The sequence below is a fragment of the Lacibacter sp. genome, from assembly GCF_057361365.1.
Genome location: NZ_JBMQSG010000002.1, coordinates 141,826 through 168,307 on the forward strand (window position 1 = coordinate 141,826; position 26,482 = coordinate 168,307).

Here is a 26,482-nt window from a genome sequence, read left to right on the forward strand (position 1 = left end):
CATGCAGAAACGATGGACTTTCTTAAAAAAAGATACGCAAAGGACTGCGGCACTAAACCAAGAGTTGAAGATTCATCCTGTACTCTGCAGCATCCTCGTTCAAAGAGGATTTGATACGTTTGAAAAAGCCAAACAATATTTTCGTCCGCAACTAAATGACCTGCATGATCCTTTTTTAATGAAGGATATGCAAAAGGCAGTTGATCGTTTGCTTCATGCTTTCAATGTCAATGAAAAAATGCTGGTGTTTGGTGATTATGATGTTGATGGCACAACCAGTGTGGCATGCATGTACCAATTTCTTTGTTCGGTTTACGATACATCATTATTAGACTTTTATATTCCTCATCGTTACCGTGAAGGATATGGAGTATCAAAACAAGGGATCGATTTTGCAAAAGCCAACGGCTTTAATCTTATTATTTCACTCGACTGCGGCATTAAATCAGTTGAGTTGATTGTCTATGCAAAAGAATTAGGCATTGACTTTATTGTATGTGATCATCATTTGCCCGATACCGAATTACCCCCAGCCGTTGCCATTCTCAATCCCAAGCAAAAAGATTGTGCTTATCCTTACAAAGAATTGTGTGGTTGCGGTGTTGGATTTAAACTTATCAGCGCATTAGTACAAACGTTAAACCTTGATGATGAACATGTACATCGCTACCTTGATCTTGTTGCAACAGCAATTGCAGCAGACATCGTTCCCATGACCGGCGAAAACCGTATCCTTGCTTTTCACGGATTGAGACGTGTGAATGAAAAGCCCTCGAACGGTATTAAAGCGTTGATGTTTTTGAGTGCTGTAAAAACAACCATGCATATTAATAACCTTGTGTTTTTAATTGCACCACGTGTTAACGCCGCAGGCCGTATGGATGATGCCCGTAAAGCCGTTCAAATGTTTATTGCTTCAACGTATGAAGAAGCTTTAACGTTTGCAGAGATGCTTCATGCTGATAATGATGACCGAAAGGAAGCAGATATGTCTATTACCGAAGAAGCGCTTGCGCTGATTAACGGAGACGAACAACTGAAAATGAGAAAATCAACAGTGCTTTATCAATCGCATTGGCATAAAGGCGTGGTTGGCATTGTTGCATCAAGATTAACTGAACACTATTATCGCCCAACAATTGTGCTTACGCAAAGTGGCGATTATGCCGCAGGCAGTGCAAGAAGTGTGAATGGCTTTAATTTATATGAAGCTATTCATGCCTGTCGTGAACATCTGTTGGGATATGGAGGACATTTTGCGGCCGCAGGCCTCACCTTGATGCCCGAAAATATTGACGCATTTGCTGCTGCCTTTGAAAATGAAGTAATGCGAACAATTAAAGAAGAGCAGCTGGTTCCTGAAATTATTATTGATGAAGAGTTACAGTTTGCCGATATAAAATCAGGGCTTTACAACATCATCAAACAAATGGAACCTTTTGGCCCTGAGAATATGCGTCCGGTTTTTGTTTCGAAAAACGTAAGCGATACCGGTTTTAGTAAAATTGTGAAAGATCAGCATATCCGTTTAGTTGTTAAACAAAATGATGTAGTAATAACAGGAATATTCTTTCGGGCAGCACATTTATTTCCCATTGTACAAAACGGTAAATTCGACATAGTGTATACAATTGATGAAAATGATTGGAACGGCACCATCAGTCTTCAACTAAAGGTTATCGACATCAGACAATCTACTGATTGAAACTTCTGCAACACATAAACTACTTCTTATACATTGCTTCAAACTGGGGCATCAGGATAGGTTTCTTCACCTTAAAACAAGAATTAAAAGGCGAAAAAAAATACGGCATCTCTACTACTTCAGCCAATGATCTTTCAGAATTCCAGATCAAAGGCAATCAATTATCACATGCCACGGAATACATGCCCGTAAATTATTTCACTGTTGAAAAAGTGTTGAATCATTTGCCGGCAAAAGTAAAAGAAGGGAGGTTCTTAGACATCGGCTGTGGCAAAGGCCGGGCTTTGTGCGTAGCAGCAGCTTACGGTTTTACAAAACTTTCCGGGATTGATTTTGCAAAACAACTGATTGAAGCAGCAGCAGAAAATCTTGCACTAACAAAAAAACGCTACCCTTCAATAGACTATGATTTGATCTGGAGCGATATCAGCACCTTAAATATTAGCGGAGATGTGACAACTGTATTTCTTTTCAATCCTTTTGATGAGGTGTTGATGAAAAAAATTATCCATATAATCAATCAATCTTTGCAATATTTCCCCCGTGACATTTATGTAATTTATTGCAGCCCCCGACATGAGGAATTATTTTTTGCCGATGGTTACGACGTTTTATACCGCATTAAAAAATACAATTTCCTGGAAGGAGTTATCCTTTCAAAAAAGGCACCTGCTCTTTAAAGTGACTTTACTGTTAATAAAAATTTCATCGTGGATTTATTCCTTAATCATTGATAGGCCTTACATTTAACCTTCAATATCCTGCCGATTAATCCGATCCTTTCTCCTGTAATCTCCACATTTTTTTAAAGTAACGTAAACTAAAGCAATGAGAAAACTTCAACTACGGTTGTTGCTGTCACTACTATTTGTTGCAGCATTTATCTTAACCGGTTCTTCGCAAGTAGTAATAAGTCAGGTGTACGGTGGCGGGGGGAATACCGGTGCTACATACACCCATGATTTTATTGAATTATTCAACAGAGGCACAAATTCTGTCAGTCTCAACGGATGGTCTGTACAATACGCATCAGCAACAGGTACATCCTGGACAAAGACTGATCTTACCAACGTCACACTTGCACCCGGCCAGTATTATCTTATTCAGCAGGCACAAGGTGCAGGCGGCACAACGGCTTTGCCAACACCTGACGTAACGGCAACAACTGCAATGAGCGGTACTGCCGGCAAAGTAGCGCTGTTAAATGTAAACACATTAATTACTGCCGGAACAAGTTGCCCCAGCGGACCAACTGTGGTAGATTTCGTAGGATTTGGCAGCACCGCAAATTGTTTTGAAGGTAGTGGAGCAACTCCTGCCCCTTCAAATACAAATGCAGTCATCAGAGCTTTGAATGGTTGTACTGATAACAATAATAACGTTGCTGATTTTGCGGCTGCGGCTCCAACACCAAGAAATACAGCATCCACCTTAAATCCATGTTCAGGTCCTGCGTTATCTGTTTCAGCTGTTGCAGGAACAAACGCTGCTGAGCCTTCCACGAATGGCAGCTTCACGATTACCGCTACTGCCCCTGCACCTGCGGGCGGTATTACAGTTACATATACATTAGCGGGCTCGGCGACCGTTACCACCGATTATACAAATCCGCAAGCGGGCTCTGTTACTATTGCACCCGGCAACACATCAGCAACTATAACCTTAAATACAATTGATGATATTTTAATTGAAGGAAACGAAAGCATTGAGATCACTATAACTTCCGTTACAAGCCCGGCAATTGTTGGAACAGCAAATGCCAGTATCACTATGGCTGACAACGATCTCTTGGCAAATCCCAATATCTCACTTGTCACCAGTTACACACAGAATTTTAACTCACTTGTAAATACCGGCACATCTTCCTCTCTTCCCACCGGTTGGCTATTTTTAGAAACCTTAGGTAATGCAAACGGATTATACAGTGCAGGAAATGGCTCTTCAACTTCAGGCGATACATACAGTTTTGGGGCGACCGGAAGCACCGACAGAGCATTGGGTACCTTGCAATCCGGAAGTCTCGTTTCATCTTTCGGTGCACAAATTCAAAATAGCACTGGAACGGTAATCACAAAAATCAAGATTAGTTACACAGGAGAAGAATGGCGTTTAGGTACGACACTAAGAGCGGATAAACTTTCATTTCAATATAGCCTCGATGCAACAAGTCTTTCTAATGGCACATGGATCACTGTTGATGCACTTGATTTTGAAACGCCCAACACAGGCACGGCTGCGGGAAATAAAGACGGCAACAGCGTAGAAAATAAAAAAGAGATTATTTATACTATTCGTGGTTTATCCATTCCAGCAGGAACAGTTTTCCTTATTCGGTGGAACGATTTCAATGCAAGTGGTTCTGATGATGGATTGGCTATTGATGACTTTACCATTGAAGCAAATCCTGTTGATCTTATTCCCCCAACTGTAACAACATTAGTTCCTGCGAACGGCACAACCAACACTGCCGTTAACCTTTCGGCATCCATCACATTTAATGAAGATGTGGTGAAAGGAAGCGGAACAATTGTGTTGAAGAAAACAAGCGACAACAGTATTGTGCAAACGATCAATATAAGCAGCGCTACTCTTACAGGCAGAACATTAACTATTGCATTAAACAACTTGCAGGTAAACACTGCCTACTATCTCGAAGTTTCAGCAGGCGCTGTTACAGATCTTGAAGGCAACCCATTTGCGGGCATCAGCGGCAACAGCACATGGGCATTTACAACGGGCATTAATATTTATGTTGCCAACTTCCAGAACTGCACTTCTGGTTTAAGCGATGGCTTTACACAATACAGCCAGGTTGGAAGTGTTGTTTGGGGATGTACAACATTCGGTCGTGATCCAAACGCACCTGCAGGAACAACAGCCTTCCCAAGCGGAGTACAGATCAATGGTTTTGCAAATGGAACAAATGTGCCCAATACAGATTGGCTTATTTCACCATCGTTTAATTTGACTTCAACCAATTATCCATTGCTTTCGTTCTGGAGCCGCACTGCATTCAACGGTCAGCCTCTGCAATTGAAAGTTTCAACTGATTATGTAAGTGGTGATCCGTCAACTGCTACATGGACTGATATTAATGGCAAGTTTCCGACACAAACATCAAACGTATGGACCTTATCAGAAAACATCAACCTCTCTGCATTCAAAGGAAGCAATGTGCATTTTGCATTTGTTTACTATTCGGATGAAGATGAGGGTGCACGCTGGACGCTGGATGATATTAGCCTTGGCAATTCACCTGTGCCACCACCGCCAAGTTTAACTGTAAGTACTACTGATGTTCAATTTGCATTTGCTGCAAGCGGAACAACAAGTGATAAAACATTCACTATTATCGGAAACGATTTAACAAGTGATATTACATTAACTGCAACTGGCGCCTTTACTTTATCGAAAGATGGAAACAGTTTCAGTTCTTCTCTCAGTTATTCAGTTGTTGAGGCAAACAACATTTCTAAAACAGTTTATGTTCGTTTTGCACCAACACAAAACAATGTTGATTTCGCTGGAAATATTTCAATTACAACGGGTGATATTTCGCAAACAGTTAATGTAAGCGGCACAAGCATCGATCCTGTTACTACGCTTGAAGTTGTGAATTGGAATATCGAATGGTTTGGCAGCGCCGAAAATGGCCCAACAAATGATGCCCAGCAGGAACAAAACGTAAAAACCATTCTGAATAATATTAATGCCGATGTATATGCAGTTACTGAAATAGTAAGTGAAGAACGTTTGGCAGCCGTAGTGAGTCAAATGCCTGGTTATACTTATGTGATCAGTAATTATGGATCACACACCAACACGAGCAAAAATCCTCCGTCTGCATTGGCCACAGCACAAAAGCTGGCCTTCATTTACAAAACTTCAGTATTGAGTAATGTAAGCACAACTGCATTATTATCGCAAGGAATCAATTCGGCAGCAGATCTTACAAATCCTGCTTACGATTATTGGGCGAGTGGCCGTTTTCCATTTATGATGAGTGCTGATGTAACACTTAATTGTGAAACCAAGCCTGTGAAATTTGTTTTGGTACATGCAAAAGCAAATACATCACCAACAACTGAATCGTATAACAGGAGAAAACGTGGAGCAGACACGTTGCACTATACATTGCAACAGAATTATGCTGCCGACAGGATCATTATGCTGGGTGATTACAATGATGATCTTGACATCACCATCACTGCAGGTATAAATCCTCCCGTTACTTCATACAAGATATTTACGGATGATATTACCAGCTTCACACCTGTGACATTACCATTAAGCCTTGCTGGTAAAAAATCAACTGTGAGTTATAACGACATTATCGATCATGTAACTATTTCAAATGAATTGGTAAACGATTATCTTCCTGCAAGTGCAAAGATCCTGACCGATGTTACATCGTTAGTGAATAACTACGGTTCAACAACATCAGATCATTATCCTGTGTTTAGTCGTTACCGCTTCAGCAACACAACAGCACCCGCAGTAACAACATGCACTGCAGAAGTGAAACTTTGCGCCGCTACTTCCCTCAATTACACAATCCCTGCATTTGTTGCAAATGATGATTGTGGCGATGCGATCAGTTATGTTTACAGCATCACTGGTGCAACAGAGCGTAATGGCACAGGTAACAACGCAAGTGGCGACTTCAGCATCGGTAACAGTGTTATCGTATGGACAGCAACTGACAGCTGGGGAAATACAGCTACATGCAGCACAACTGTTATTATTAATGCTAATCCAACAGTTACTATTCCTGATGCCTACGCATTACCATCAGGTACATTAGCAAATACTGTTTACATCGGATATGCCCCTGCCTCTTCACTTACATTAACAGCAAATGCAAACGGCGGCACAGCATCATACAATTACAACTGGTCCACTGGTGCCACAACTTCAACTGCAACCGTAAGTCCGGTTACCCAAACAACTTACATTGTGACAGTAACCGATGCAAATGGCTGCCAGGCGACTGCTGAAAAAACAATTGATGTGGTAGATGTAAGAAGTGGTAAGAAACTCGACAAGGTTACAATCTGCCATAAAAATCAACAATCCATCAGCATCAGCCAGGGCGATGTGGTAAACCACTTGGCACATGGCGATATGTTGGGTGCCTGCAGTAGCTCAGCTCCCCCTGCTTCAGCAAGAAATGGAGCGATTGAAACCGGCAAACTGATGGTACAGGTATTGCCAAATCCATCTGTTTCCGAGTTCACGCTTTTGATCAGTGCTCAGCAAAATGGAAAGATCAATCTGAGAATATTGGATATTCAGGGAAGGGTTCTGGAACAACGAAGCAATATCAACTCCATGCAAAAACTGGTAGTTGGGGAAGGATTCCGTTCAGGTATCTACTTTGCTGAGATTACCCAGGGAACAGATCGTCAGGTGATCAAACTCCTGAAACTATAAGTTCAACTCGTTTATTATTTGGAAAGCCCCGTCGTTGACGGGGCTTTTTTTGTCCTCAACCAGGCAAATAGCTTCTGAATCAGCTATTTCCGGTGATCTTTGCTGGGTAAGGGTTTCAAGGAAAATAAACTCTGCTTGCTGCACCATCTTCAGCCTGTTTCCCCTACCTTTGCAGCCCCAAATCTGTATTGGCAGATTTTCTGGCAGAAATGCCGGAATCCGATGGGATAAACCCAATTATTAATTTTAAATCACAAACAGTAATGAACAATTACGAAATGATGGTGATTTTTACCCCGGTTCTGTCTGAAGACGAATTCAAGGCAGCACAAAAACGCTACACCGATTTACTCGCAGCAAATGGCGGCGAAGTGGTGCACAGCAATCCCTGGGGTTTAAAATCTCTCGCCTATCCAATCGAGAAAAAAACAACCGGTATTTACTGGGTAATTGAGTACAAAGCAGCTTCAGACTTTAATGAGAAGTTGAATGTACAAATCCACCGTGATGAGCAAGTGCTCCGTCACATGTACACTGCACTCGACAAATACGCCGTTGAGTACAATGACAAAAAGAAAAATGGCGTACCAACCGGTAACCAAAAAGCGGAGGCTTAAGTCATGGCAAAGAATGAAATCAAATACCTGACGGCGATTAAAACCGAGAAACCTCGCAAAAAATATTGCCGTTTCAAGAAGTATGGTATCCGTTACATCGATTACAAAGACATTGAGTTCCTCAAAAAGTTTTTGAACGAACAGGGTAAGATCCTTCCCCGTCGTTTAACTGGTAACTCTTTAAAGTACCAACGTAAATTATCAGATGCAGTTAAGAAAGCTCGTCAAATGGCGTTGCTTCCTTATGTAACTGATTTGTTGAAATAAAAATAATTAGTGAACCTTTCCCTAACTCTCCGCCACGGCCGAGAAGACAGTTTGAAAAGACTGGGTTACGGAAACTAAAAACAAAACAATGGAAGTTATTTTAATTCAGGATGTAAATACACTCGGCGGGAAGAACGAGGTGGTAAAAGTAAAGAACGGGTACGCCCGCAACTTTTTGATCCCTCAAAAATTTGCCGTTGAAGCTTCTCCTTCAAACGTAAAGCAATTGGCTGAGCGTTTAAAAGTTCAGAAGAAGAAAGAAGATGCAATGCTGGCTGAAATTAAGTCGGTAATTGCAAAACTTACTGAAGCTCCTGTAAAGCTTACTGCTAAAACAGGTACCAGCGGTAAAATCTTCGGTAGCGTTACAACCGTTATGATTGCTCGTGCAATTCGTGAGCAAAAAGGTTATGAAATTGACCGTCGTAAGATTCACCTTACTGATGAAGTAAAAGAACTCGGAACCTACAAAGCAAAAGTTGATTTTGCCAACGGTAACGAAGCTGAAATTGATCTTGAGATTGTAGCTGAAGCTTAATTTCTTTTCAAACGAAATAATCATAGTCCTGCTTTTATAAGCAGGACTTTTTTATTTTCATGGCATCAATCTTAAAGAATGCCTTTTAAAACAATTTGTTCAGTATACTTTCTTCTCATTATCCTGGTTTCTGGATTTACAAGTTGTAAATCGTCTGACGGAAAGGATAAACCTGTTAGCACCGATACTATTCCCAAACCACAACCGGATATTACATTGCCCGGTAATTTCAGCACGCAAACAAAATTAAAGTTCGACAGCAGTGCTATTCCGGACTTCTTTACCAAATACCCGAAGTTGAAGTCATTTGAAAAAGACTTGCTCGAATTTTATAGTCATCGCCGGTTCTCCTATGCCTGGTTCGATAACAATGGAATGATTGAGCAGGCCGGCAACTTATTTAACAAGATCGAAAACATTTCTGACGAAGGCGTGCCTATGCAAATCTTATACGAGGATGAGTTTCATAAGCTGATGGATAACGATTCAACAGAAAGCTTTACTGAAAAAGCAAACAGCACAGCAGAGTTGATGCTCACCGCTCAATATTTTTTCTATGCAAAGAAAGTTTGGTCGGGCCTTGGAGCCAAGGCGATGAACGAAACTGATTGGGGATTGCCTCGCAAGAAATTATCATACGAAGCGTTCCTTGATTCATTGTTGGAAGTGCCATCATCTGCCTTCATGCAAACAGAACCTGTTTACCGCCAATATGGTTTACTGAAATCATTTTTGAAACAATATCGTTCACTTGAAGAAAGCGGTAAATGGAAACCCATTAAAGCTGATAAGAAAACTTATCGGTTAAACGATAGCAGCAAAGTGATCAGTGAGATCAAAGAGCACCTATTCTTGCTCGGCGATCTCAAGAGTAATAATAAATCGCCAATCTTTGATGCTGAATTAGAAAATGCCGTGAAAAATTTCCAGGAACGTTATGGTATTAAAGATGATGGAATTGTCGGCAACAGCATGCTTGCAGAATTAAATTATCCCATTTCAAAACGTGTGGAGCAGATCATTGTAAACATGGAGCGTTGTCGTTGGCTGCCTGTTTCACTAAAGACAGATTACATTGTGATCAACATTCCCGAATACAAATTCCATGCATACGAACATGATTCGCTGGTATGGAGTATGAATGTGGTAGTAGGCACAGTGTTGAACAAAACAGCCATCTTCAATGGACTGATGAACAATGTGGTGTTTAGTCCTTACTGGAATGTACCCCCGGGCATTATGAAAAATGAAATTCTTCCTGCAATCCGCAGAAATAAAAATTATCTCGAACGTAATCATATGGAATGGAACGGGAATGCGGTAAGACAAAAGCCCGGACCATGGAATGCATTGGGCAAGGTGAAGTTTTTATTTCCCAACAGTCATAGCATTTACCTGCACGATACACCTTCAAAATCGTTATTCAGCCAGGATAAAAGAGCGTTTAGCCATGGATGCATCCGGGTTGAAGATCCACGGCGACTTGCTATGTATGTTTTACGCCATCAACCTGAATGGACTGAAGCACGAATTGATTCTTCACTTAATGCAGAGAAGGAACAATATGTAAAAATCAAAAAGCCGATCCCCGTTTTTATTGCTTACTTCACATCATGGGTAGACAGAAGTGGAAGGTTGAACTTGCGTAACGATATTTACAAACGTGATGGACGTTTAGCAGAAATGATCATCGAAAATTCAACACTAAAATGAAGTATTCCAATATCATTGCCGGCACCATGAAATGGGGTGCATGGGGAGCAAGATTTACAACCGATGAATATGAGCAGATGATTAAAGACTGTATTGCCACTGGTGTTACAAGCTTTGACCATGCTGATATTTATGGTGATTACACAACAGAAGAAGAGTTTGGAAAAGTATTGCAGCAGCAACCGTCTTTAAGGCAACAGATGCAGATCATTACCAAATGTGGCATTCAAATGGTCTCTGTTAATCGTCCCCATCATAAAATAAAATCTTATGATACCTCCTATGAACATATTATGGAATCGGTAGATCGTTCATTAAAAAATCTTGCAACGGATTATATTGATTGCTTACTCATCCATCGTCCCGACCCTATGTTCAATGCAGACGAAGTGGCCAAAGCATTTGAACAGTTGAAACAACAAGGTAAAGTGTTGCAGTTTGGTGTGTCCAATTTCAGGAAGTGGCAGGTTGATCTATTAAGAAGTCGTATCCCTGTTACCGTAAACCAGGTTGAATGTTCGTTGCTCCACCTTGAACCTTTTGGTGATGGAACATTGGATCAATGTCAGCAACACGGTATTATCCCCATGGCTTGGAGCCCGATGGGCGGCGGCAATTTATTCATAGAAGATGATGAGGATGAACGTAACAAACGCATTATTGCTGTTGCCAATATTCTTGCTGAAAAATATGCAACAGGTGCCGATGTTATTTTGCTGAGCTGGTTAATGACACATCCTGCAAACATTTTACCGGTATTAGGTACGTCTAAAATTGAACGTGTGCACGCCGCAGTTGCTGCCACACTTTTAAAACTGGAGCGTGAAGAATGGTTTATGTTGTGGCGTGCAAGTACAGGAAGAGAAGTGGCATAACTTCTTTATCAATAAACGAATGTAGTTTCGTGCCTTCAATCTGGAATAACTTACATGAACAAGACAAACATACTCGTTCTTTTCGCTCTCATTTGCGCTGTTTATTTTATTGGTATCGCTGTCGACACAATGGATGTTGATGCATCACAATACGCAGGTATTAGCCGTGAAATGAAAGAGAGTGGCAGCTACCTGCAGGTGTATGAACAAGGGAAAGAATATTTAGATAAACCGCCTTTTCTCTTTTGGGTGTCAGCTTTATCTATGAAAATATTCGGCGAGAATAATCTTGGTTACAAATTTCCTTCTATCCTCTTTGCCATCTCCGCTGTTATTGCAACCTTTCGTTATGCAAAATTGTTTTACGATAGAACAATTGCTCTTTTATCTGCTGCTGTATTGGCAACATGCCAGGCAGTATTTCTGATCACGAGTGACATTCGCACCGATACGATTCTAATGAGCTGGGTAATTATTGCTATGTGGCAATTAGCAGAATGGTATAAATCAAAAAAGATCATTCATTTTATTTTAGGCGCTGCAGCTATTGGCGGAGGTATGATCACCAAAGGACCGATTGCGTTATTTGTTCCCATTTTTGCATTCGGTAGTCATTTTGTATTGAAGCGTGAATGGAAACAACTTTTTCAACCGGTTTATTTGCTGGGCATATTAGTGATTGCAATTGTGTTAATACCAATGAGCATTGGTTTATATCAACAGTTCGATCTACATCCTGAAAAAACAGTAAATGGATTAAAGAATGTTTCCGGCTTAAAATTCTTTTACTGGACACAAAGTTTTGGCCGTATCACCGGCGAGAATGTATGGAACAACAATGCTCCTTTCAGTTTCCTGTTTGAAAATTTATTGTGGGGTATGCTGCCGTGGACCTTGTTCTTTGTTGCAGGGCTTGTTTACGAGATCATCCACATCATTCGCAATCGCTTTCTTGTTAGCAGGAACGAAGAATTTTTAACTACAGGTGGTTTTATTTTGAGCTATTGTTCTTTGGGTATTTCAAAATATCAGTTACCGCATTACATCTATGTGGTGCTTCCGTTCATTGCCATCATCACGGGCAAAATGATATACCTGTTATTTTGGGAAAAGAAACTCCCGTTACTGCGTAATATTCTAACACCTATTCAATGGATCGTTTGTGCAGCTTTGGTTGTTGCACCAGCCATAATATTGCTCTACAGTTTTCCAACAACTTCTATCTGGCCATGGACCATTCCTGTCATCAGTCTTGCTGCAACGATTGTATTATTAATGAATAAGCAAATAAACAGGAAGATTATTGCTGTTTCGTTTGCATTGATCATTGGATTGAATATTTTTCTCAGCTCATGGTTCTATCCGCAGTTGCTGCAATATCAATCAGGTAATGTTGTTGGTCGATATATTGTTGATGAAAAAATTCCTGCCCACAAGTTTTTCTTTTACAAATTCACGGGTAGTGGGAAAGCCATTCACTTTTATGCAAAGCATATCGTTACCAAACTTGATTCACTTAATGCAGCAACGACAGGCACTTACCTCTACACATCTGATGAAGGTTTGCAGGAAATTCAGCAAAGTGGGAAAATGCATGTGATTGAAAAAGAAGGATTGGATTATCATGTTACTTCACTCTCAGGAAAATTTCTCAACAAGAACACAAGAGCGGAACAGTGCCAAAAATATTATGTGGTGAAGATGCTGTAAGCAAAGAGTTTTTTACCGCCGAGAAAAGAGAATAGGAGTTAAATGCAGAGGGTTCATTCTGCGATTGCTTTAGCGTCCTTCTTTCTCTGCGGTGAGAAATATTGGACCAACTTCAAAATCCTATCGAAATAAATTGTACTTCAAAATGCACCAGATGGCACGGAAACCATCTTTCCAATTGATCTTCTTCCCTTCAGCATAAGTTCGTCCGTAATAAGAAATACCAACTTCGTAGATACGAATATCGGGCTGCCGTGAAATTTTTGCTGTTACTTCAGGTTCAAAACCAAAACGTGTTTCTTTCAGATCAATTTTCTGGATGATCTCCCTGCGGAATAATTTGTAACAGGTTTCCATATCTGTCAAGTTCAGATTGGTAAACATGTTTGATAATGTAGTAAGCACTTTGTTACCGATGCTGTGCCAGAAGAACAAAATACGATGCGCATTACCTCCCATGAAACGTGACCCGTATACCACATCTGCAAACCCATCAAGTACAGGTTTCAACAACACATTAAACTCCTGCGGATCGTATTCAAGGTCGGCATCCTGAATCACTACAAGATCACCTATGGCTTGTTTAATACCGGTATGCAAAGCAGCGCCTTTGCCTTTATTCACTTCATGATTGTACAAAACAATTGGCAAAGATGATTGCTGCATATATCGTTCAATAGCACCCCTGGTATCATCGCTGCTGCAATCATTTACGATGATCACTTCTTTCTCAATATTATTGAGCAACTGCACTGCACTGATCTTATCGAGGATCAAGTGAATGGTTTTTGCTTCGTTATAAGCAGGTATTACAATGGAAAGTTTCTGAATGCTGTTTGTCATGTACAATATCTGTTCGCAATTGAGTTGCAAGATTACAGAATTCTATGGCTGCAACTAGAAAAATTATACTTCCTGTAAAGGCATCTCCAGTTGAGAAACAGGAGTATTCTGCATTTTACGGAATAGCCTCCTGGCAAGAAAAAAACAAACCACCAGCACAACAATGCTCAGGTAACCCAGCCATTCGTAACGCAAAATCTTTCCGCCCTCCCCTTGCACCACAATAATTCCTGAAATAATAGAAGCGGTAGCTGTTCCCCATTGTTGCACACTGCTGTTAAAGCTCATGAAACTTCCACGGTGTTGCGGGTTTACCACATTACTTATCATGGCTTGCGCAGCAACACCCCGTCCTGTAGCCAATACAAACCAGATGGCAAAAAGCGTAAGCATCAATGCCACATGAACGGGTGGAAGGTTAGTGATGATCCACACAAACGCCAATGATGTAAGAACTGATGCAGAAAACACCTGGAACTTACCATACTTATCGGCCAGCTTACCCAGAATATTTGCCGCAAAGAAAGAGGAGATACCACCCACGAGATAGATCATGGGCGTAACAACTTTCGAATAGCCGTTATTAAATTCCATGTATGGATTAATGAACGGAATGATGAGGAAGTGTCCCATCATCATCAAAAAAGAAAACAGCAACGCAAGTCGTTGCGTAGGATTTTGTGCTACTACTTGCAATGCCTCAAACTTATTGCGGTCTTCGCTTCGTTCAGCAATATGCCCACTCATTGCCGGAAGATATTTCCAAACCAATGGAACGATGACAAAACCTAGTACACCCACGAGTATAAATGGTGCATGCCAGCTGATGATATTAGCAAGATATAATGAGAAGGGCACACCAAATGTTGAAGCCACTGCAAATGCACTCATAATAGCGCCCATCGCTGCTCCTCTTCTTTCGTACGGAATAAGATCAGCAACAATAGAAAGCACCTGGGCAGCAATCAATCCTCCAAACATTCCTGCGAGGATGCGTGCTGCAAGTAATAATTCATACTCCGGTGCAATACCGCAGGCAATTGTTCCCAATAAGAAACCGATATAACCAAACAACAACACTTTCTTACGGTCGAATTGGTTTACAAAAAATGCAGCAGTGAATCCCGATATACCTGCAGTTAACGTATATGCTCCCACGAGAAATGTAAATTGTTGCGGACTTATTTTAAAATAAGGCATCAGGTAATTTCCCAATGGCATCATGATCATGAAATCAAGAATGTGGGTGAAGTTGATGGATGCCAACAAAACAATGATCAGCCGTTCATTTTTACTCATACTGTTAATCTTTTAAATAAATCCTTTTGCAGAGAGATAGGTGTTCACGGGACATACAAAGGACAGATAGATGTTTCCCGGAGAAGCTGCAAATTTACGTAAAGACGAACTTACAGCCGATTATCCTTTACATGAACGGAAAATGAATGTCGCAAACGATTGAGCGTTCGCTTTTCTCAATTTCATTATTACCTATCTTTAAGCACAACATTCTGTCATAAACAAATCGATTGTACATGTCCGCCAATAATTATTCAAGAAGAAAATTTTTAAGAGATGCATTGCTTGCATCAGCAGCTGCTGCCACACCAGGTTTATTAATGGGTAGAGGCTTTCGTGCAGATAAAGTAAACCTTGCATGCGTAGGTATTGGTAACCGTGGTGCCGAGATCATACAGGAACTTTATAAAACAGGGCTTGCAAATATTGTAGCGCTTTGCGATGTAGATATGGAAGCACCGCATACGCAAAACATAATTAAGCAATTCCCGAATGTTCCCCGTTTTAAAGACTTTCGCCAGATGTTTGATAAAATGGGTAACCAGATAGAAGCTGTTTCAATTGGTGTTCCTGATTTTGCTCACTTCCCGATTACCATGATGGCAATTGGTTTGGGTAAGCATGTGTATGTTGAGAAACCAATGGCCCGCACTTTCCAGGAAGTTGAGCTGATGATGAAAGCTGCAGCGAAGAACCCGAAAGTAGTAACACAAATGGGTAACCAGGGACATTCGGAAGCAAACTATTTTCAATTCAAATCATGGAAAGATGCAGGCATTATTAAAGATGTAACTGCTATAACTGCTCATATGAATTCTGCACGCCGCTGGCATGGCTGGAACCCGAAGATCACTTCGTTTCCACCAGCAGAACCTATTCCATCAACACTTGACTGGGATGTTTGGCAAATGCAAACGCAAGGTCATGAGTTCAACAAAGATTTTGTAAATGGGCAATGGCGTTGCTGGTTCGACTTTGGCATGGGTGCGTTGGGCGATTGGGGTGCACATATTCTTGATACAGCTCATGAGTTTCTTGATCTTGGATTGCCATATGAAGTTGATCCGTTGAAGTTAAGCGGACATAATAATTTCTTCTACCCCATGTCCACTACATTATCCTTCAAATTTCCAAAGCGTGGCAATATGCCGCCCGTAGAAATTAAATGGTACGATGGTATCGATAACTTACCTCCTATTCCTGAAGGTTATGGTGTGCAGGGATTAGATCCAAGCATTCCACCACCAAGCACAGGTGCGATGCAACCGGCAAAACTCAATCCCGGCAAAATTATTTACAGCAAAGATCTTACGTTCAAAGGTGGTTCGCATGCAAGTACATTATCAATTATTCCTGAAGCAAAAGCAAAGGACATGGCATCGAAACTGCCTGTTGTTCCAACAAGTCCTTCAAATCACTTTGCTAACTTTTTAAAAGCATGTAAGGGCGAAGAAAAAACACGCTCATCATTTGCAGTTGCAGGCCCGTTAAGCCAGGTATTCTGCCTAGGCGTATTAGCACAATGGACAGGTGAGAAAATTGTATTCGACAGAAATAAGAAAGTTGTTACAAGCAGCAAACGTGCAAATGAATTATTGATTGGTCCACCACCAAGAAAAGGATGGGAGCAATACTATAAAGTGTAACACATCAAACGTTTAATGAATAATTTATAACAAAGAAGCCAACTGTAATCAGTTGGCTTCTTTGTTTATGTAATTCGTCAGACGAAAACTATTTCAACTCTCTTATCTTAATACTTCTGAAGCTAACTTCATTGCCGTGATCCTGTATTAAAATATGGCCTTTCGGTGCTTCGCCAAAGTTTGGCCATACTTTGTATTTGCTGATGGCAACAAGCTCACGAAATGCCTGCGAACCACGATCGTATTCCAATACTTTAATACCATTGAGATAATGTTCTACGTGATTATTCGGATGTACAATAATGCGTGCTGTATTCCAGTTACCGGGTTGACGGATGAAGCGTGTTGTCTTTTGTGCCTTGATAAGATCGTATAAAGAAGCGAGTGTGCGGTTACCATCTCTTCCTGCTTTTGCATCGGGATGAAGCGTATCATCAAGCAATTGATATTCCAAGCCAATTGCTGAACCGCTGTTGTTTTCATTTAGTGTTACAAAATACTTCACACCACTGTTGGCACCCTTTGTTAATTTAAAATCAAAAGACAGTTCAAATGAACTGTACTGATCTTTTGTAACAATGTCGCCACCATTTGTTGATTCAGCACCTGTTGATGACAATACTTTTAAAATACCATCTTTTACTTCCCATCCTTTTTCAGGAAATGATTTTTTGTATGCACCTGTCCAACCATTAGTTGTTTTCCCATCGAACAATAACTTCCAGCCGTTTTGCTTTTCGTAAGCTGTTAGCTCATTGGGCTGCAGATTAGCAACATAAATTCCTTTAGGGAAAGATTTTGGCTGTATGCCTTTTGTTTGAATGCGTATATTTTTCCAAAACACTTTAACGCCTGCATGCTCCGGACGTCCAATTGAATGAACCTGCAACGCAAGAATACCTTCGTTTGCTGTTAATGTGTCAACTACATACGAAACAGCAACACCATCTAACCATGTTTTAACTGTATTGCCAATACATTCAATTCTTATTTTATGATAAACGTTCGGTGAGAAAAATAGCTGTCCTTTCGGGTTATGTGAAACAGGATACAACCATTCTCTTCGTCCTTCATCATAAATACCACCGCTCCATTTACGGAAGCTGGGATCAAAATCAAATTGATAACCGTATACTCTTCCTTTACCATTATTTGCTTTCGGATCAAAATTACTTTTGAACTGCACACCAGAATTAGTAGTGGTATCGGTCATTTTTGCTTCAAGTTCCAATACAAAATCGCCGGTGTAGCGTTGCTCAAGCGCCAAAAATGAATTGGGAGAATTGGGAACTGTTGTTCCAACCAGTTCACCATTTTCGACAGTATAAGGTGCAGATCCGGTCATTTGTTTCCAGCCATTGAGTGTTTTACCATCAAACAACGATTTCCATTCGCCATTCTGGGCAAAACTGTTTAATGCAATAAACATGAGAGCAATCGTGCAAATTCTTTTCATCTTGATTATTTATATGAGGTTAAAATCCGGTTTCCATGTTTCAATGGAATGTTTGTAAATAGACTGATTCATGAGGTGAACACAAAACGCAGTGGTGGCTCCTGTAATAACATTTGATACGGGTTTGCCGTTTTCAGTAATGGTCTTATAAAATTCCTGCAGGGCATACCAACTGCCATCTTTTGATTTTTCTTTTAAGATAGGTATACCGCCTTCTTTGTTCCATTCAATTTTAGTAGCGCCCGTAACACCATCAACTGTCTCCAGCTCGCTCTTTGTTTGCTTCTCCGGGAAAAATATTCCATCATTCGTCAATAATTGAATGGTTCCCTTTGTTCCTTTTAGTTTAAAAAGATAACCATCTTTTTCATTGCCGCATGTTGCACCAAAGTTCCCGATCATTCCTTCTTTGTTATAACGCAAAATTGTTTGCACGTTATCAAAGGTTTCCCGTCCGTCTTTATAATAGTCAATACCACCTGTACCAAGTATTTCGTCGGGATGAGTTCCAAATGCCCAGTTAATAAAATCGACTTGGTGCGATAATAATTCTGCAGGCAATCCGCCTGAATATTCTTTATACATACGCCAGTTCACTTGCCTGTCGGTATAACCGGCAGGTACAGCTCTGCGCCAGTTCCAGTTACGATCCCAACGACAATCAATCTGCGTTACTTTGCCGAGATAACCTTTATCGATGAGTTCTTTTACTTTGAAATAAAGTGGTGTGTAACGATATTGATGACCCACCTGCAAAACCTGTTTAGGATATTGCTTTGTTAACTTTACTAATGCAAGTGCCTGCTCTGCATTATAGGTCATTGTTTTTTCAAGGTACACCTGCTTGCCTGCTTTAATAGCGGCGGCTGCAATTTCATAATGATTATGTAGAGGCGTAGCAATAACTACTGCATCTATGGTTTTATCATCGAGTAGTTTACGATAGTCCTTTTCGTATCGAAGATTGTTTTGCTTGTCGAGTTTTTTTGCCTGGTCGAGACGAAATGCAAGCACATCGCAAACGGCTTTCAGCCGGAACAACTCAGGCATTTCATTCAGCACATAACCGAGACCTACACCCCTATCGCCACAACCAATAATACCAACTGAAATAATCTTTGATTCGCTTGTTGGTGAATAAGCCTGCAACATTTGCTGATGCAATAATAAACCTGCGGTAAGCAATCCCGATTGACGGATAAAATTTCTACGTTTCATGTGCATCTTTTAGTTTTTCTTCAGCCACATGTTATTCGCATAAAATTTTCATCAGTTAAGGATTTAGTTGATATCGAAAATTTTATGACTCATTTCATGAGTGGACTAAGTTACGGATTCATCAGTTTTAAAAATGCTGAACTTACTGTGTCTGATATACTTCCATTAGCTTTCTTATAAACAAAATAAGCTGCCAGGTCTTTTCTGCGCTCAACAAAAGCTAACGCTTGTTTAAGCCCCATCAACATTAGAGCGTTATCGTACGCATCGGCAGTCATTGCATCTTTTGCATATACCGTTACACTTATCAGTTCGTTCCTATGCGGATACCCCGTTTTAGGATTAATGAGATGTGTAATTTTTTCTCCTTTGCTTTCATAAAACTTTCTGTAGCTGCCTGATGTTGTAATAGCTCCCTTATCTAGTGAAATGATCTTTTGCAGGGGATGATTTTCAAATGCATCTTCATTTGGAGATTCAATTCCAATTTTCATTTTTTCACCTGATGGCTGTTTTCGTCCTTTCACGCTTATTTCCCCACCTAATTCAACGATGTAATTTTTAACTCCGTGTTTTTCTAACAATGCAGCCAATACATCAACCGAATAACCTTGCGCAATTCCGTTTAAGTCAATTTTTATACAAGGCTTTGCTTTACTCAGCCTGTTGCCATGCAGTTGTAACAGCTTGGTATTAACGCAAGGAAGAATATTCTTTATTGATGCAGAATCAGGAGCGCCGCTTGCTTTGGTAACACCAAATCCCCAGGCCTGCACCAACGGTTGCACAGTGATGTCAAACAAGCCGTCTGTTTGTTTGTAAGTATCAATTGATTTTTTTACAACCTGTAATAAGTGCCTGTCAACAGTCATTCCTTTTGCGGAATTGTTGAACTGATTAATATGCGAATAAGGTTTGTATAAAGACAGCGAACTATCAAGATTCATTAATTGCTCATCGATCATTGCTTTTGAAACCACGCTGTCTTGGGCATAATAAATAACAGAATAAGTTGTGCCTTGTGCAACACCGGTAATTGTGAAACGTTGCCATTCAACGGAACGATGGGCAGCAAGGGCTACAAAGAAGAGAAGAAGAAATGATCGCATAAATTAAACTACCAAACACACACTGTCCGATAAGAGGCAAAAGGTAGCAAAAATTTGGACGGCAACCGTTGTATAAACATGCGCAAACGGTTTCACTGAATCACCTGTTGATTTTAATTTTAGTAATGGAAAATGTTTCGCTATGAAGCCTATTTATACATCAGCTGTAAAAGTCCATCATTTTAAATATTTCTCAAAAAAAGGCAATAGCTCGGTAAATATTCTTCCTTCAAAACCAACAAGCATATTTCCATGGTCGCCAATATATTCTTCTGCAAAATGTTTAATACCCAGTGCTTCAAGTTTCTTACTGAAATCCATATTTGTTCGTGGAATATGTTTGAAGTCTTCGTTGCGTCCCCAATCAATTTTTAAAGCAGCCAAACTTTTCAAATCCATAATGTGATCTTCGATCATATTGATGGGGAAATTGGCTTCCCACTTTTTCAGTACCGCAGCATTCACAACCATTTTATTGTTGACATAGCTTATTGGTTGATCTGCCTGTAACAAAGGTTCATTTTCATTGGGTGAATACATTCTGCACAGGCTGGCATAAATCATTTCAAAAAAAGGAAACTTTTCAAAATCGTAGTAAGGTGCTGCATTACGTAAGGAGTCCATACTTTTCTGTTGAGTCACTCTTTTAAATGCCGGGTTGGTTAAACTAAACTCATCAGAAAAATGTAAAGCACCTGGACTCATGGCATACACCGCACTGAATTTATCGGCAAATAGCATCGCTATTTTTAAAGCACCATTGCCACCCATTGAATGACCAGTTAACCCACGACTATTGCGATTTGCAATAGTGCGGTAATTCTTATCCATGTATTCAACAACATCCTTCCCAATAAAATCGGCCCACTTACCTGCAACAGACGAGTTGGTATAAAAACTGCCAAAATATTTTGTCATGCTGTTAGGCATCACAAGAATAGCCGGACGAAGATGACCGGCCTTTATTGCTGAGTCCATCAGGTTTTTAAACCCGATCCATTCCATCATGTCTTTATCTTCAGCAGCAAACCCATGCAGAAAATAAATTACGGGGTATCGTTGCTTGCTTTTCTCATAGCCTGGCGGTAGGTAAATTGAAAGGCGACGGTTAGCATCTTCACCACCTTTATTGTTTTGTAACGATGGTGCAAGAAAAGTTTTCGTTTCTACTATGCTTGTATCCTGCGCAGTAAGCTGCACGGTAATAAAAAACACAAACAGTAAGCTCAATTGTTTTTTCATGTTACACTGATATTATTCATAAAAATTAAAACTCGGACTGCATTCCCTGTTTCACCACAAATTTCCGGAAGTGAAGAAAATTATTTTTATCGCTCAGCTTCTTCTCTTTGTCTTGTTTTAACTCTTCGGCTGTGTATTGTGTAGGATAACAAGGCATGATCGTTAATGCTTTTGTCTCCTGCGCTTGCGTGTAATCAATTCTTACATTAAAATATTGCTCATTTACATAAGCCAGATCAAACATGTTACCTTGTTCTTTTGTCCACGCTACATAATAGAGAGGATAACGGTCAACCCATCCTTCCTGCAACAGCATTTGTGTAATTCCAGTTCCGGCAATAATATGTTCAGAGTGGCGTGTATCACCATCGGGTCCAAAAGTTAAAATAAATGCCGGATCAATTAAAGGAACAAGCTTTTTCAACGAGTCAATAAATCTTTTGTGCTCTCCAAAATATTTTCCAACGCCGATCTTTGTATCCAATCGTTCAATTCCTAAAAAAACAGGCTCCGCAATATTCATAATCTTACAGGCACATCTTGTTTCTTCTTTGCGAAGTTTGCCCAATGAATCACCTGCCGGAATTTTTGTAACCCTTGTTCCATCTTTTCCATCTGTTGCAATAACGAGTTGCACTTTGTAACCAAGCTCAGCATATTTAATCAACACTTCAGCAATAGCTGTTTCATCGTCGGGGTGTGGGAAGATGGCCAACACTGTTTTTCGTTTTTCTACTTTCACCGCTTCAATGGCCGGCCCTGCTTCCCGTAAAATTTTTAAAGATTCAACGTTACCATTTGCGTTAAAAATAAATTGTGTTTTATAACTACTGTTCTTCCTAAAAAAAAGATCGTGTTGTTCCGGATGCAGTTGGTGTTTTGGCTGGCCTGCACCATAAGCAAACAATTTTCCATTTTCAAGCATTACATGTATGGTATCTCTATCCGACATTTTATAATCTCCAACATACGCAGACATTGTTTTTTCGTCCAGCTTTATTTCAGCAGGTTCCCGATCTTCCCGTTGGTATAGAATATTCCTGATCTCAACAATTTTGTTTGCACTACCTGCATTTGCCAGCAAGATGATCGTCTTATTTGTTTTCGGGTGTCGCTCAATCCATGTTGTATAGCCCGGCCACCCACCCGAATGAAAATAGGTAGTATTAAAAACGGGATGTTCTCTTATCAACCAACCGAACCCGTATTCAGTTTTTTTCCCGTTGTTTAACATTCCGGGACTAAACGCTTCCTGCAACATGGCTTTCGGCACAAGTTTCTCGGTATACAATGCCTGGTCCCATTTCAATAGGTCAGTTGTGGTAGAGTTTGTAACTCCATCGCCAAAAATTCCATCCATTGAATAAACCAATGATTTCACTTCGGAGGAACTATCGGCCATCACGTAATCTTTTTTGGTGTCATCCATTACATAGCCGTAAGCATAATTATTGATTGTGCGGCTCTCTAATCTTTTTTGATAAACCTGGGTGCTTGTCATACCAAGAGGCTTGTAGATATTATCCGCCATAAAATTTGCAAAGCTCTTGCCGGATGCCCTTTCCACAATACTTCCCAACAATGCATAACCTGTATTGCTGTATTCCCATTTTTCACCTGGCGCAAAATGAATAGCCGGTTTTTTTTCAGCCAACAATGCAATCATGTCCTTGTTGGTCATAATTTTTGTGACATCCCAATACTTTTCTGAAAGCTCCATATAATCGGGTAAGCCTGAAGTATGGTTGAGTAGCTGACGAATGTTGATATTATGATATGGCAGCTCAGGGAAAAATTTTCGAAGGCTATCTTCATAACGCAATTTTCCTTGCTTTTTTAATATCATGATGGCCATGGCGGTGAATTGTTTACTCACCGATGCAAGCTCAAACACAGATTCGCTATTGAGCGCCTGGCCTTTTTCACGAAAAGCCATACCGTAACTTTTTTGAAAAATCGGTTTACCATTCTCGGCGATCAGCACATTGCCTGAAAATTTATTTTCCTTATGCAACTGAGTAAACAGGCTGTCGAATTTTGCAGTTCGATCCTGGGCTTGAATATTCGAAAAATAGATAGCGAGAAAAAAAACAATAACAATTGAGCGCATATATTTTTATTTGTTCATGAACTATTGACTATAAGATATTCTACATTACTTTGAACCTATTTTCTATGGCGCAGTTTCACATTACTTTAAAACGTTGTTCATTGCTTAACTGTTTACTTTTTAAGTTGTAAGTATTTCCCATACGTCAGCATGCGCCATATCCATTCTGCCGGACCATAATTAAAATGCTTCATCCACCAGGTGCTGTATAATATCTGAAAACTGTAAACTACAATGCCAATTGGAAAGAAAAAGGAAGGCCCTATATTACCGCCAAGCCCAAATCCAATGCCGTAAAACAGGATGATACCAATAACAGACTGCATCAAATAATTTGTCAACGCCATTCTGCCAACTGGGGCAAGTAATTTTAACCAGGTCTCTCCATTTGTTTTGATCCATTGCAAACAAAAAGAAGAAATGTATGCAAGACAAAGCGGCACTACGCTAAATGCATACATGACAGTATCAGCTAAACCCATAACATTGGGCACCGACTTTTCATCGACCTCGCAGAAGGCGGTTGCAATTCCTGCGGGTATACCAACAATGAAACCCCATCTTCTTAACTTTTTAAATAATGAAACATGAGCATGAAGGTTGACATACATCATTTTTCTTCCTGCGTAAAAGCCAAATAAAAACATCCCTAATACTTTTGGAATACGGTTGCTATTCAGCAAATCTCCATAACGATAAAAAAAACCTGGCTCCAGCCAATTGCGCCAATGCTGCCAACTATCCGATGAAGTAAAAATGTATTTCGAAAAGGAACTGTCTTGAGGCACTTTGTTTTTTAAATCAATAGCGGCTGCTTGTTCGAATAATAGTTTACCCGGGCTGAATTGAAAAACGACTCTCAACACATCAATTACAATTGGCGAAAGAATAAGCAGAGAAGCCCATATAATCAATGTCTTATCGCTGAACTTTCTGAAAAGTGGTAGCAGCATACCAACAATTGCGTACAACAAAAGAATATCACCTTCCCAAACAAGGAGCAAATGCCCTGCACCAATCAATGCTAAAAAAAACAATCTTCTATAAAATATTTTCAATGGATTTTCTCCACGTTGTTCACTTCGAAAAAGTATAACTGAAAAACCAATACCAAACAGCAGAGAGAAGATGCTGTAAAATTTTCCATGAACAAAGGCAAGCTCGGTTAGTCCCAGCACAGCATCTGATGGCCAGGTTGTCAACGCCTCCTTCTCTTGCAATTTGAGAAAAGCCCAACCGGTGAAACCAAACATATTATCAAGCAATACACCAAGCAGAGCGAAGCCACGGAGTGCATCTAATATCGTTGCACGTTCGCTTATTTCAAGTGGTGTTGCAGCTGTTTGATTCACGATAGCTTACTTTGATGGTGCTGAGGACTTTATTTTAAACGTATATGCAACCGAAGGCCACCACACCATGATTATTTCAGCAATGAGCAATGGAACAAACGAAAAGAAATATTCATTAACTACCCTTCGGAAGGTTGGATCTGTTATATCGCCAAATAGAAAATCGAGAGCAAACACATCATCAATACGTACTGCAACGAAGCCTAATACACAGATATAACTTCTTACCATCATTTGCCTGTGCGTTTTTGTATTTTTTGTTTTAATGGCACGCCATGCAAACCCAGTACTCAGCACTACAAACAGGGTTAATAAGAAAAGTGAAACACGACAAGGAACGCAGCTGCTTATAAGAGAAAGTCTTCCTGCAGAAATACCGATCAATGCAATTCCTGCCATATAGATTTTGCCGGATAGCCTGTGAAAAGCAACAAACCGCTTGCGGATAAATGGCCAGAATTGCATGGGTCCTAATAGTAATGCCATTGATCCTCCAACCATATGCATCACTACCCAAAGCTGGTTGTGAAATAAATTGTTGCCAAACATCCCGCTCCTATAACCATAGAAATAAGCAACAACATTATCGAGAAAGAAATAAACAGAAAGAATAAGTATGAATGCCCATACTGCAATTGTTGCAGCCGATTTCAAAATGAACATAAGCAATTGGTTGGTCTTTTGAAAATACAGTAGTTTTTCTGTAAGTACAAACCTCGGCTAAGTCATTCAAGAATAAAATCACCCATTAGGGTTATAGGAAAGGAACGAGAAGAAGGAATGGAAACTTGGGAAATTTTAAAAACAAAAAAGCCCTTCAGTAAACTGAAGGGCTTAGAATAAATATGGCAGCTACCTACTCTCCCGCATTGTAGTGCAGTACCATCGGCCATGAAGGGCTTAACTTCTCTGTTCGGTATGGGAAGAGGTGAACACCTTCGGCAAAACCACCATAAACTCTTAAATAAGATCATATTGGGAAAAGTTGTAATTGCAGTTTGCAATTTAAAAAAAATTAAAGCTTACGGGTAATTAGTACTACTCGACTTTACTGTTACCAGTTTTACATCTGTAGCCTATCAACGTCATCGTCTTTGACGGCCCTTAAAAGTAAACTCATCTTAAGGAAGGTTTCACGCTTAGATGCTTTGAGCGTTTATCCTTGCTGTACATAGCTACTCTGCATTACACCTGGCGGCATAACAGATACACCAGCGGTACATACGACCCGGTCCTCTCGTACTAAGGTCATGTCCTTTCAATTTACTAACGCCCACCACAGATAGGGACCGAACTGTCTTGCGACGTTCTGAACCCAGTTCACGTGCCACTTTAATCGGCGAACAGCC

The 26,482-nt window shown here is 40.2% G+C and carries 19 protein-coding genes and 2 rRNA genes; 10 read left to right on the forward strand and 11 right to left on the reverse strand.

Going from position 1 to position 26,482, the window contains the following annotated elements; genetic code table 11:
- The first annotated feature begins 1 nt into the window (after nucleotide 1).
- The 9 genes from recJ (at nucleotide 2) to ACO1QW_RS01110 (ending at nucleotide 12,858) form a co-directional block, all read left to right on the forward strand.
- Nucleotides 2-1,705, forward strand: a complete 1,704-nt coding sequence (gene recJ, locus ACO1QW_RS01070) for a single-stranded-DNA-specific exonuclease RecJ (RefSeq protein ID WP_486254885.1) — start codon at nucleotides 2-4, stop codon at nucleotides 1,703-1,705.
- Nucleotides 1,702-2,385 (forward strand): methyltransferase domain-containing protein, encoded by a 684-nt coding sequence (locus tag ACO1QW_RS01075; RefSeq protein WP_486254887.1) that lies wholly within the window; start codon nucleotides 1,702-1,704, stop codon nucleotides 2,383-2,385. The genes recJ and ACO1QW_RS01075 overlap by 4 nt, the downstream gene beginning before the upstream one ends.
- A 148-nt stretch (nucleotides 2,386-2,533) precedes the next feature.
- Complete coding sequence (locus ACO1QW_RS01080; RefSeq protein ID WP_486254889.1) at nucleotides 2,534-7,138, forward strand: Ig-like domain-containing protein; 4,605 nt, start codon at nucleotides 2,534-2,536, stop codon at nucleotides 7,136-7,138.
- A gap of 263 nt (nucleotides 7,139-7,401) precedes the next feature.
- Entirely contained in the window at nucleotides 7,402-7,755 is a 354-nt protein-coding gene (gene rpsF / locus ACO1QW_RS01085; RefSeq protein ID WP_486254891.1) for a 30S ribosomal protein S6, read from the forward strand.
- A gap of 3 nt (nucleotides 7,756-7,758) precedes the next feature.
- Complete coding sequence (gene rpsR, locus ACO1QW_RS01090; RefSeq protein WP_486254892.1) at nucleotides 7,759-8,022, forward strand: 30S ribosomal protein S18; 264 nt, start codon at nucleotides 7,759-7,761, stop codon at nucleotides 8,020-8,022.
- An 88-nt stretch (nucleotides 8,023-8,110) separates the two neighbouring features.
- The gene (gene rplI, locus ACO1QW_RS01095) at nucleotides 8,111-8,560 is read left to right on the forward strand and encodes a 50S ribosomal protein L9 (RefSeq protein WP_486254894.1); all 450 of its coding nucleotides are present in this window, start codon (nucleotides 8,111-8,113) and stop codon (nucleotides 8,558-8,560) included.
- A gap of 78 nt (nucleotides 8,561-8,638) precedes the next feature.
- Nucleotides 8,639-10,273: a L,D-transpeptidase family protein gene (locus tag ACO1QW_RS01100; protein ID WP_486254896.1), complete on the forward strand. Its 1,635-nt coding sequence runs from the start codon at nucleotides 8,639-8,641 to the stop codon at nucleotides 10,271-10,273.
- Entirely contained in the window at nucleotides 10,270-11,148 is an 879-nt protein-coding gene (locus ACO1QW_RS01105) for an aldo/keto reductase (RefSeq protein WP_486254898.1), read from the forward strand. The genes ACO1QW_RS01100 and ACO1QW_RS01105 overlap by 4 nt, the downstream gene beginning before the upstream one ends.
- Before the next feature lie 54 nt (nucleotides 11,149-11,202).
- Complete coding sequence (locus ACO1QW_RS01110; protein ID WP_486254900.1) at nucleotides 11,203-12,858, forward strand: ArnT family glycosyltransferase; 1,656 nt, start codon at nucleotides 11,203-11,205, stop codon at nucleotides 12,856-12,858.
- Between the two features lie 120 nt (nucleotides 12,859-12,978).
- Here ACO1QW_RS01110 and ACO1QW_RS01115 read toward each other — a convergent pair whose 3' ends face one another.
- Together ACO1QW_RS01115 and ACO1QW_RS01120 are read right to left on the reverse strand one after the other, a co-directional pair.
- Nucleotides 12,979-13,701, reverse strand: a complete 723-nt coding sequence (locus tag ACO1QW_RS01115; protein ID WP_486254902.1) for a glycosyltransferase family 2 protein — start codon at nucleotides 13,699-13,701, stop codon at nucleotides 12,979-12,981.
- 63 nt (nucleotides 13,702-13,764) lie between these two features.
- Nucleotides 13,765-15,000 carry an MFS transporter gene (locus ACO1QW_RS01120; RefSeq protein ID WP_486254904.1) on the reverse strand — a complete coding sequence of 412 codons (1,236 nt, stop codon included), beginning with the start codon at nucleotides 14,998-15,000 and terminating at the stop codon, nucleotides 13,765-13,767.
- Nucleotides 15,001-15,236: 236 nt separating this feature from the next.
- On the opposite strand from ACO1QW_RS01120, the gene ACO1QW_RS01125 reads away from it, so the two are divergent.
- The gene (locus tag ACO1QW_RS01125; RefSeq protein WP_486254905.1) at nucleotides 15,237-16,646 is read left to right on the forward strand and encodes a Gfo/Idh/MocA family protein; all 1,410 of its coding nucleotides are present in this window, start codon (nucleotides 15,237-15,239) and stop codon (nucleotides 16,644-16,646) included.
- An 88-nt stretch (nucleotides 16,647-16,734) separates the two neighbouring features.
- Here the strand turns inward: ACO1QW_RS01125 and ACO1QW_RS01130 are convergent, their stop codons facing one another.
- The 9 genes from ACO1QW_RS01130 to ACO1QW_RS01170 all read right to left on the reverse strand — a co-directional run.
- The gene (locus tag ACO1QW_RS01130) at nucleotides 16,735-18,102 is read right to left on the reverse strand and encodes a 3-keto-disaccharide hydrolase (RefSeq protein WP_486254906.1); all 1,368 of its coding nucleotides are present in this window, start codon (nucleotides 18,100-18,102) and stop codon (nucleotides 16,735-16,737) included.
- 9 nt (nucleotides 18,103-18,111) lie between these two features.
- Nucleotides 18,112-19,320 carry a Gfo/Idh/MocA family protein gene (locus ACO1QW_RS01135; RefSeq protein ID WP_486254908.1) on the reverse strand — a complete coding sequence of 403 codons (1,209 nt, stop codon included), beginning with the start codon at nucleotides 19,318-19,320 and terminating at the stop codon, nucleotides 18,112-18,114.
- Nucleotides 19,321-19,430: 110 nt separating this feature from the next.
- Complete coding sequence (locus ACO1QW_RS01140; RefSeq protein ID WP_486254910.1) at nucleotides 19,431-20,429, reverse strand: FAD:protein FMN transferase; 999 nt, start codon at nucleotides 20,427-20,429, stop codon at nucleotides 19,431-19,433.
- A gap of 177 nt (nucleotides 20,430-20,606) precedes the next feature.
- On the reverse strand, nucleotides 20,607-21,671 hold the full coding sequence (locus tag ACO1QW_RS01145) for an alpha/beta hydrolase-fold protein (RefSeq protein WP_486254912.1): 1,065 nt from the start codon (nucleotides 21,669-21,671) through the stop codon (nucleotides 20,607-20,609).
- A gap of 25 nt (nucleotides 21,672-21,696) precedes the next feature.
- Nucleotides 21,697-23,781, reverse strand: a complete 2,085-nt coding sequence (locus ACO1QW_RS01150) for a serine hydrolase (RefSeq protein WP_486254914.1) — start codon at nucleotides 23,779-23,781, stop codon at nucleotides 21,697-21,699.
- A gap of 113 nt (nucleotides 23,782-23,894) precedes the next feature.
- Nucleotides 23,895-25,133, reverse strand: a complete 1,239-nt coding sequence (locus ACO1QW_RS01155) for a DUF418 domain-containing protein (RefSeq protein WP_486254916.1) — start codon at nucleotides 25,131-25,133, stop codon at nucleotides 23,895-23,897.
- Between the two features lie 6 nt (nucleotides 25,134-25,139).
- A complete protein-coding gene (locus tag ACO1QW_RS01160) occupies nucleotides 25,140-25,796 on the reverse strand; it encodes a DUF2306 domain-containing protein (protein WP_486254917.1) in 657 nt (218 codons plus the stop codon).
- Nucleotides 25,797-25,976: 180 nt separating this feature from the next.
- Nucleotides 25,977-26,088, reverse strand: a 5S ribosomal RNA gene (gene rrf, locus ACO1QW_RS01165).
- A gap of 56 nt (nucleotides 26,089-26,144) precedes the next feature.
- Nucleotides 26,145-26,482 (reverse strand): 23S ribosomal RNA (locus tag ACO1QW_RS01170); the annotation flags it as partial.

Bases quoted from the DNA above. Each gene is read 5' to 3' on its own strand.
- rpsF (WP_486254891.1), top strand. From the start codon at position 7,402: ATGAACAATTACGAAATGATGGTGATTTTTACCCCGGTTCTGTCTGAA.
- ACO1QW_RS01115 (WP_486254902.1), bottom strand. From the start codon at position 13,701: ATGACAAACAGCATTCAGAAACTTTCCATTGTAATACCTGCTTATAAC.
- ACO1QW_RS01080 (WP_486254889.1), top strand. From the start codon at position 2,534: ATGAGAAAACTTCAACTACGGTTGTTGCTGTCACTACTATTTGTTGCA.
- ACO1QW_RS01135 (WP_486254908.1), bottom strand. From the start codon at position 19,320: ATGAAACGTAGAAATTTTATCCGTCAATCGGGATTGCTTACCGCAGGT.
- ACO1QW_RS01125 (WP_486254905.1), top strand. From the start codon at position 15,237: ATGTCCGCCAATAATTATTCAAGAAGAAAATTTTTAAGAGATGCATTG.
- rpsR (WP_486254892.1), top strand. From the start codon at position 7,759: ATGGCAAAGAATGAAATCAAATACCTGACGGCGATTAAAACCGAGAAA.
- rplI (WP_486254894.1), top strand. From the start codon at position 8,111: ATGGAAGTTATTTTAATTCAGGATGTAAATACACTCGGCGGGAAGAAC.
- ACO1QW_RS01160 (WP_486254917.1), bottom strand. From the start codon at position 25,796: ATGTTCATTTTGAAATCGGCTGCAACAATTGCAGTATGGGCATTCATA.
- ACO1QW_RS01120 (WP_486254904.1), bottom strand. From the start codon at position 15,000: ATGAGTAAAAATGAACGGCTGATCATTGTTTTGTTGGCATCCATCAAC.
- ACO1QW_RS01105 (WP_486254898.1), top strand. From the start codon at position 10,270: ATGAAGTATTCCAATATCATTGCCGGCACCATGAAATGGGGTGCATGG.
- ACO1QW_RS01100 (WP_486254896.1), top strand. From the start codon at position 8,639: ATGCCTTTTAAAACAATTTGTTCAGTATACTTTCTTCTCATTATCCTG.
- ACO1QW_RS01110 (WP_486254900.1), top strand. From the start codon at position 11,203: ATGAACAAGACAAACATACTCGTTCTTTTCGCTCTCATTTGCGCTGTT.
- ACO1QW_RS01140 (WP_486254910.1), bottom strand. From the start codon at position 20,429: ATGCGATCATTTCTTCTTCTCTTCTTTGTAGCCCTTGCTGCCCATCGT.
- ACO1QW_RS01150 (WP_486254914.1), bottom strand. From the start codon at position 23,781: ATGCGCTCAATTGTTATTGTTTTTTTTCTCGCTATCTATTTTTCGAAT.
- ACO1QW_RS01130 (WP_486254906.1), bottom strand. From the start codon at position 18,102: ATGAAAAGAATTTGCACGATTGCTCTCATGTTTATTGCATTAAACAGT.
- recJ (WP_486254885.1), top strand. From the start codon at position 2: ATGCAGAAACGATGGACTTTCTTAAAAAAAGATACGCAAAGGACTGCG.
- ACO1QW_RS01145 (WP_486254912.1), bottom strand. From the start codon at position 21,671: ATGAAAAAACAATTGAGCTTACTGTTTGTGTTTTTTATTACCGTGCAG.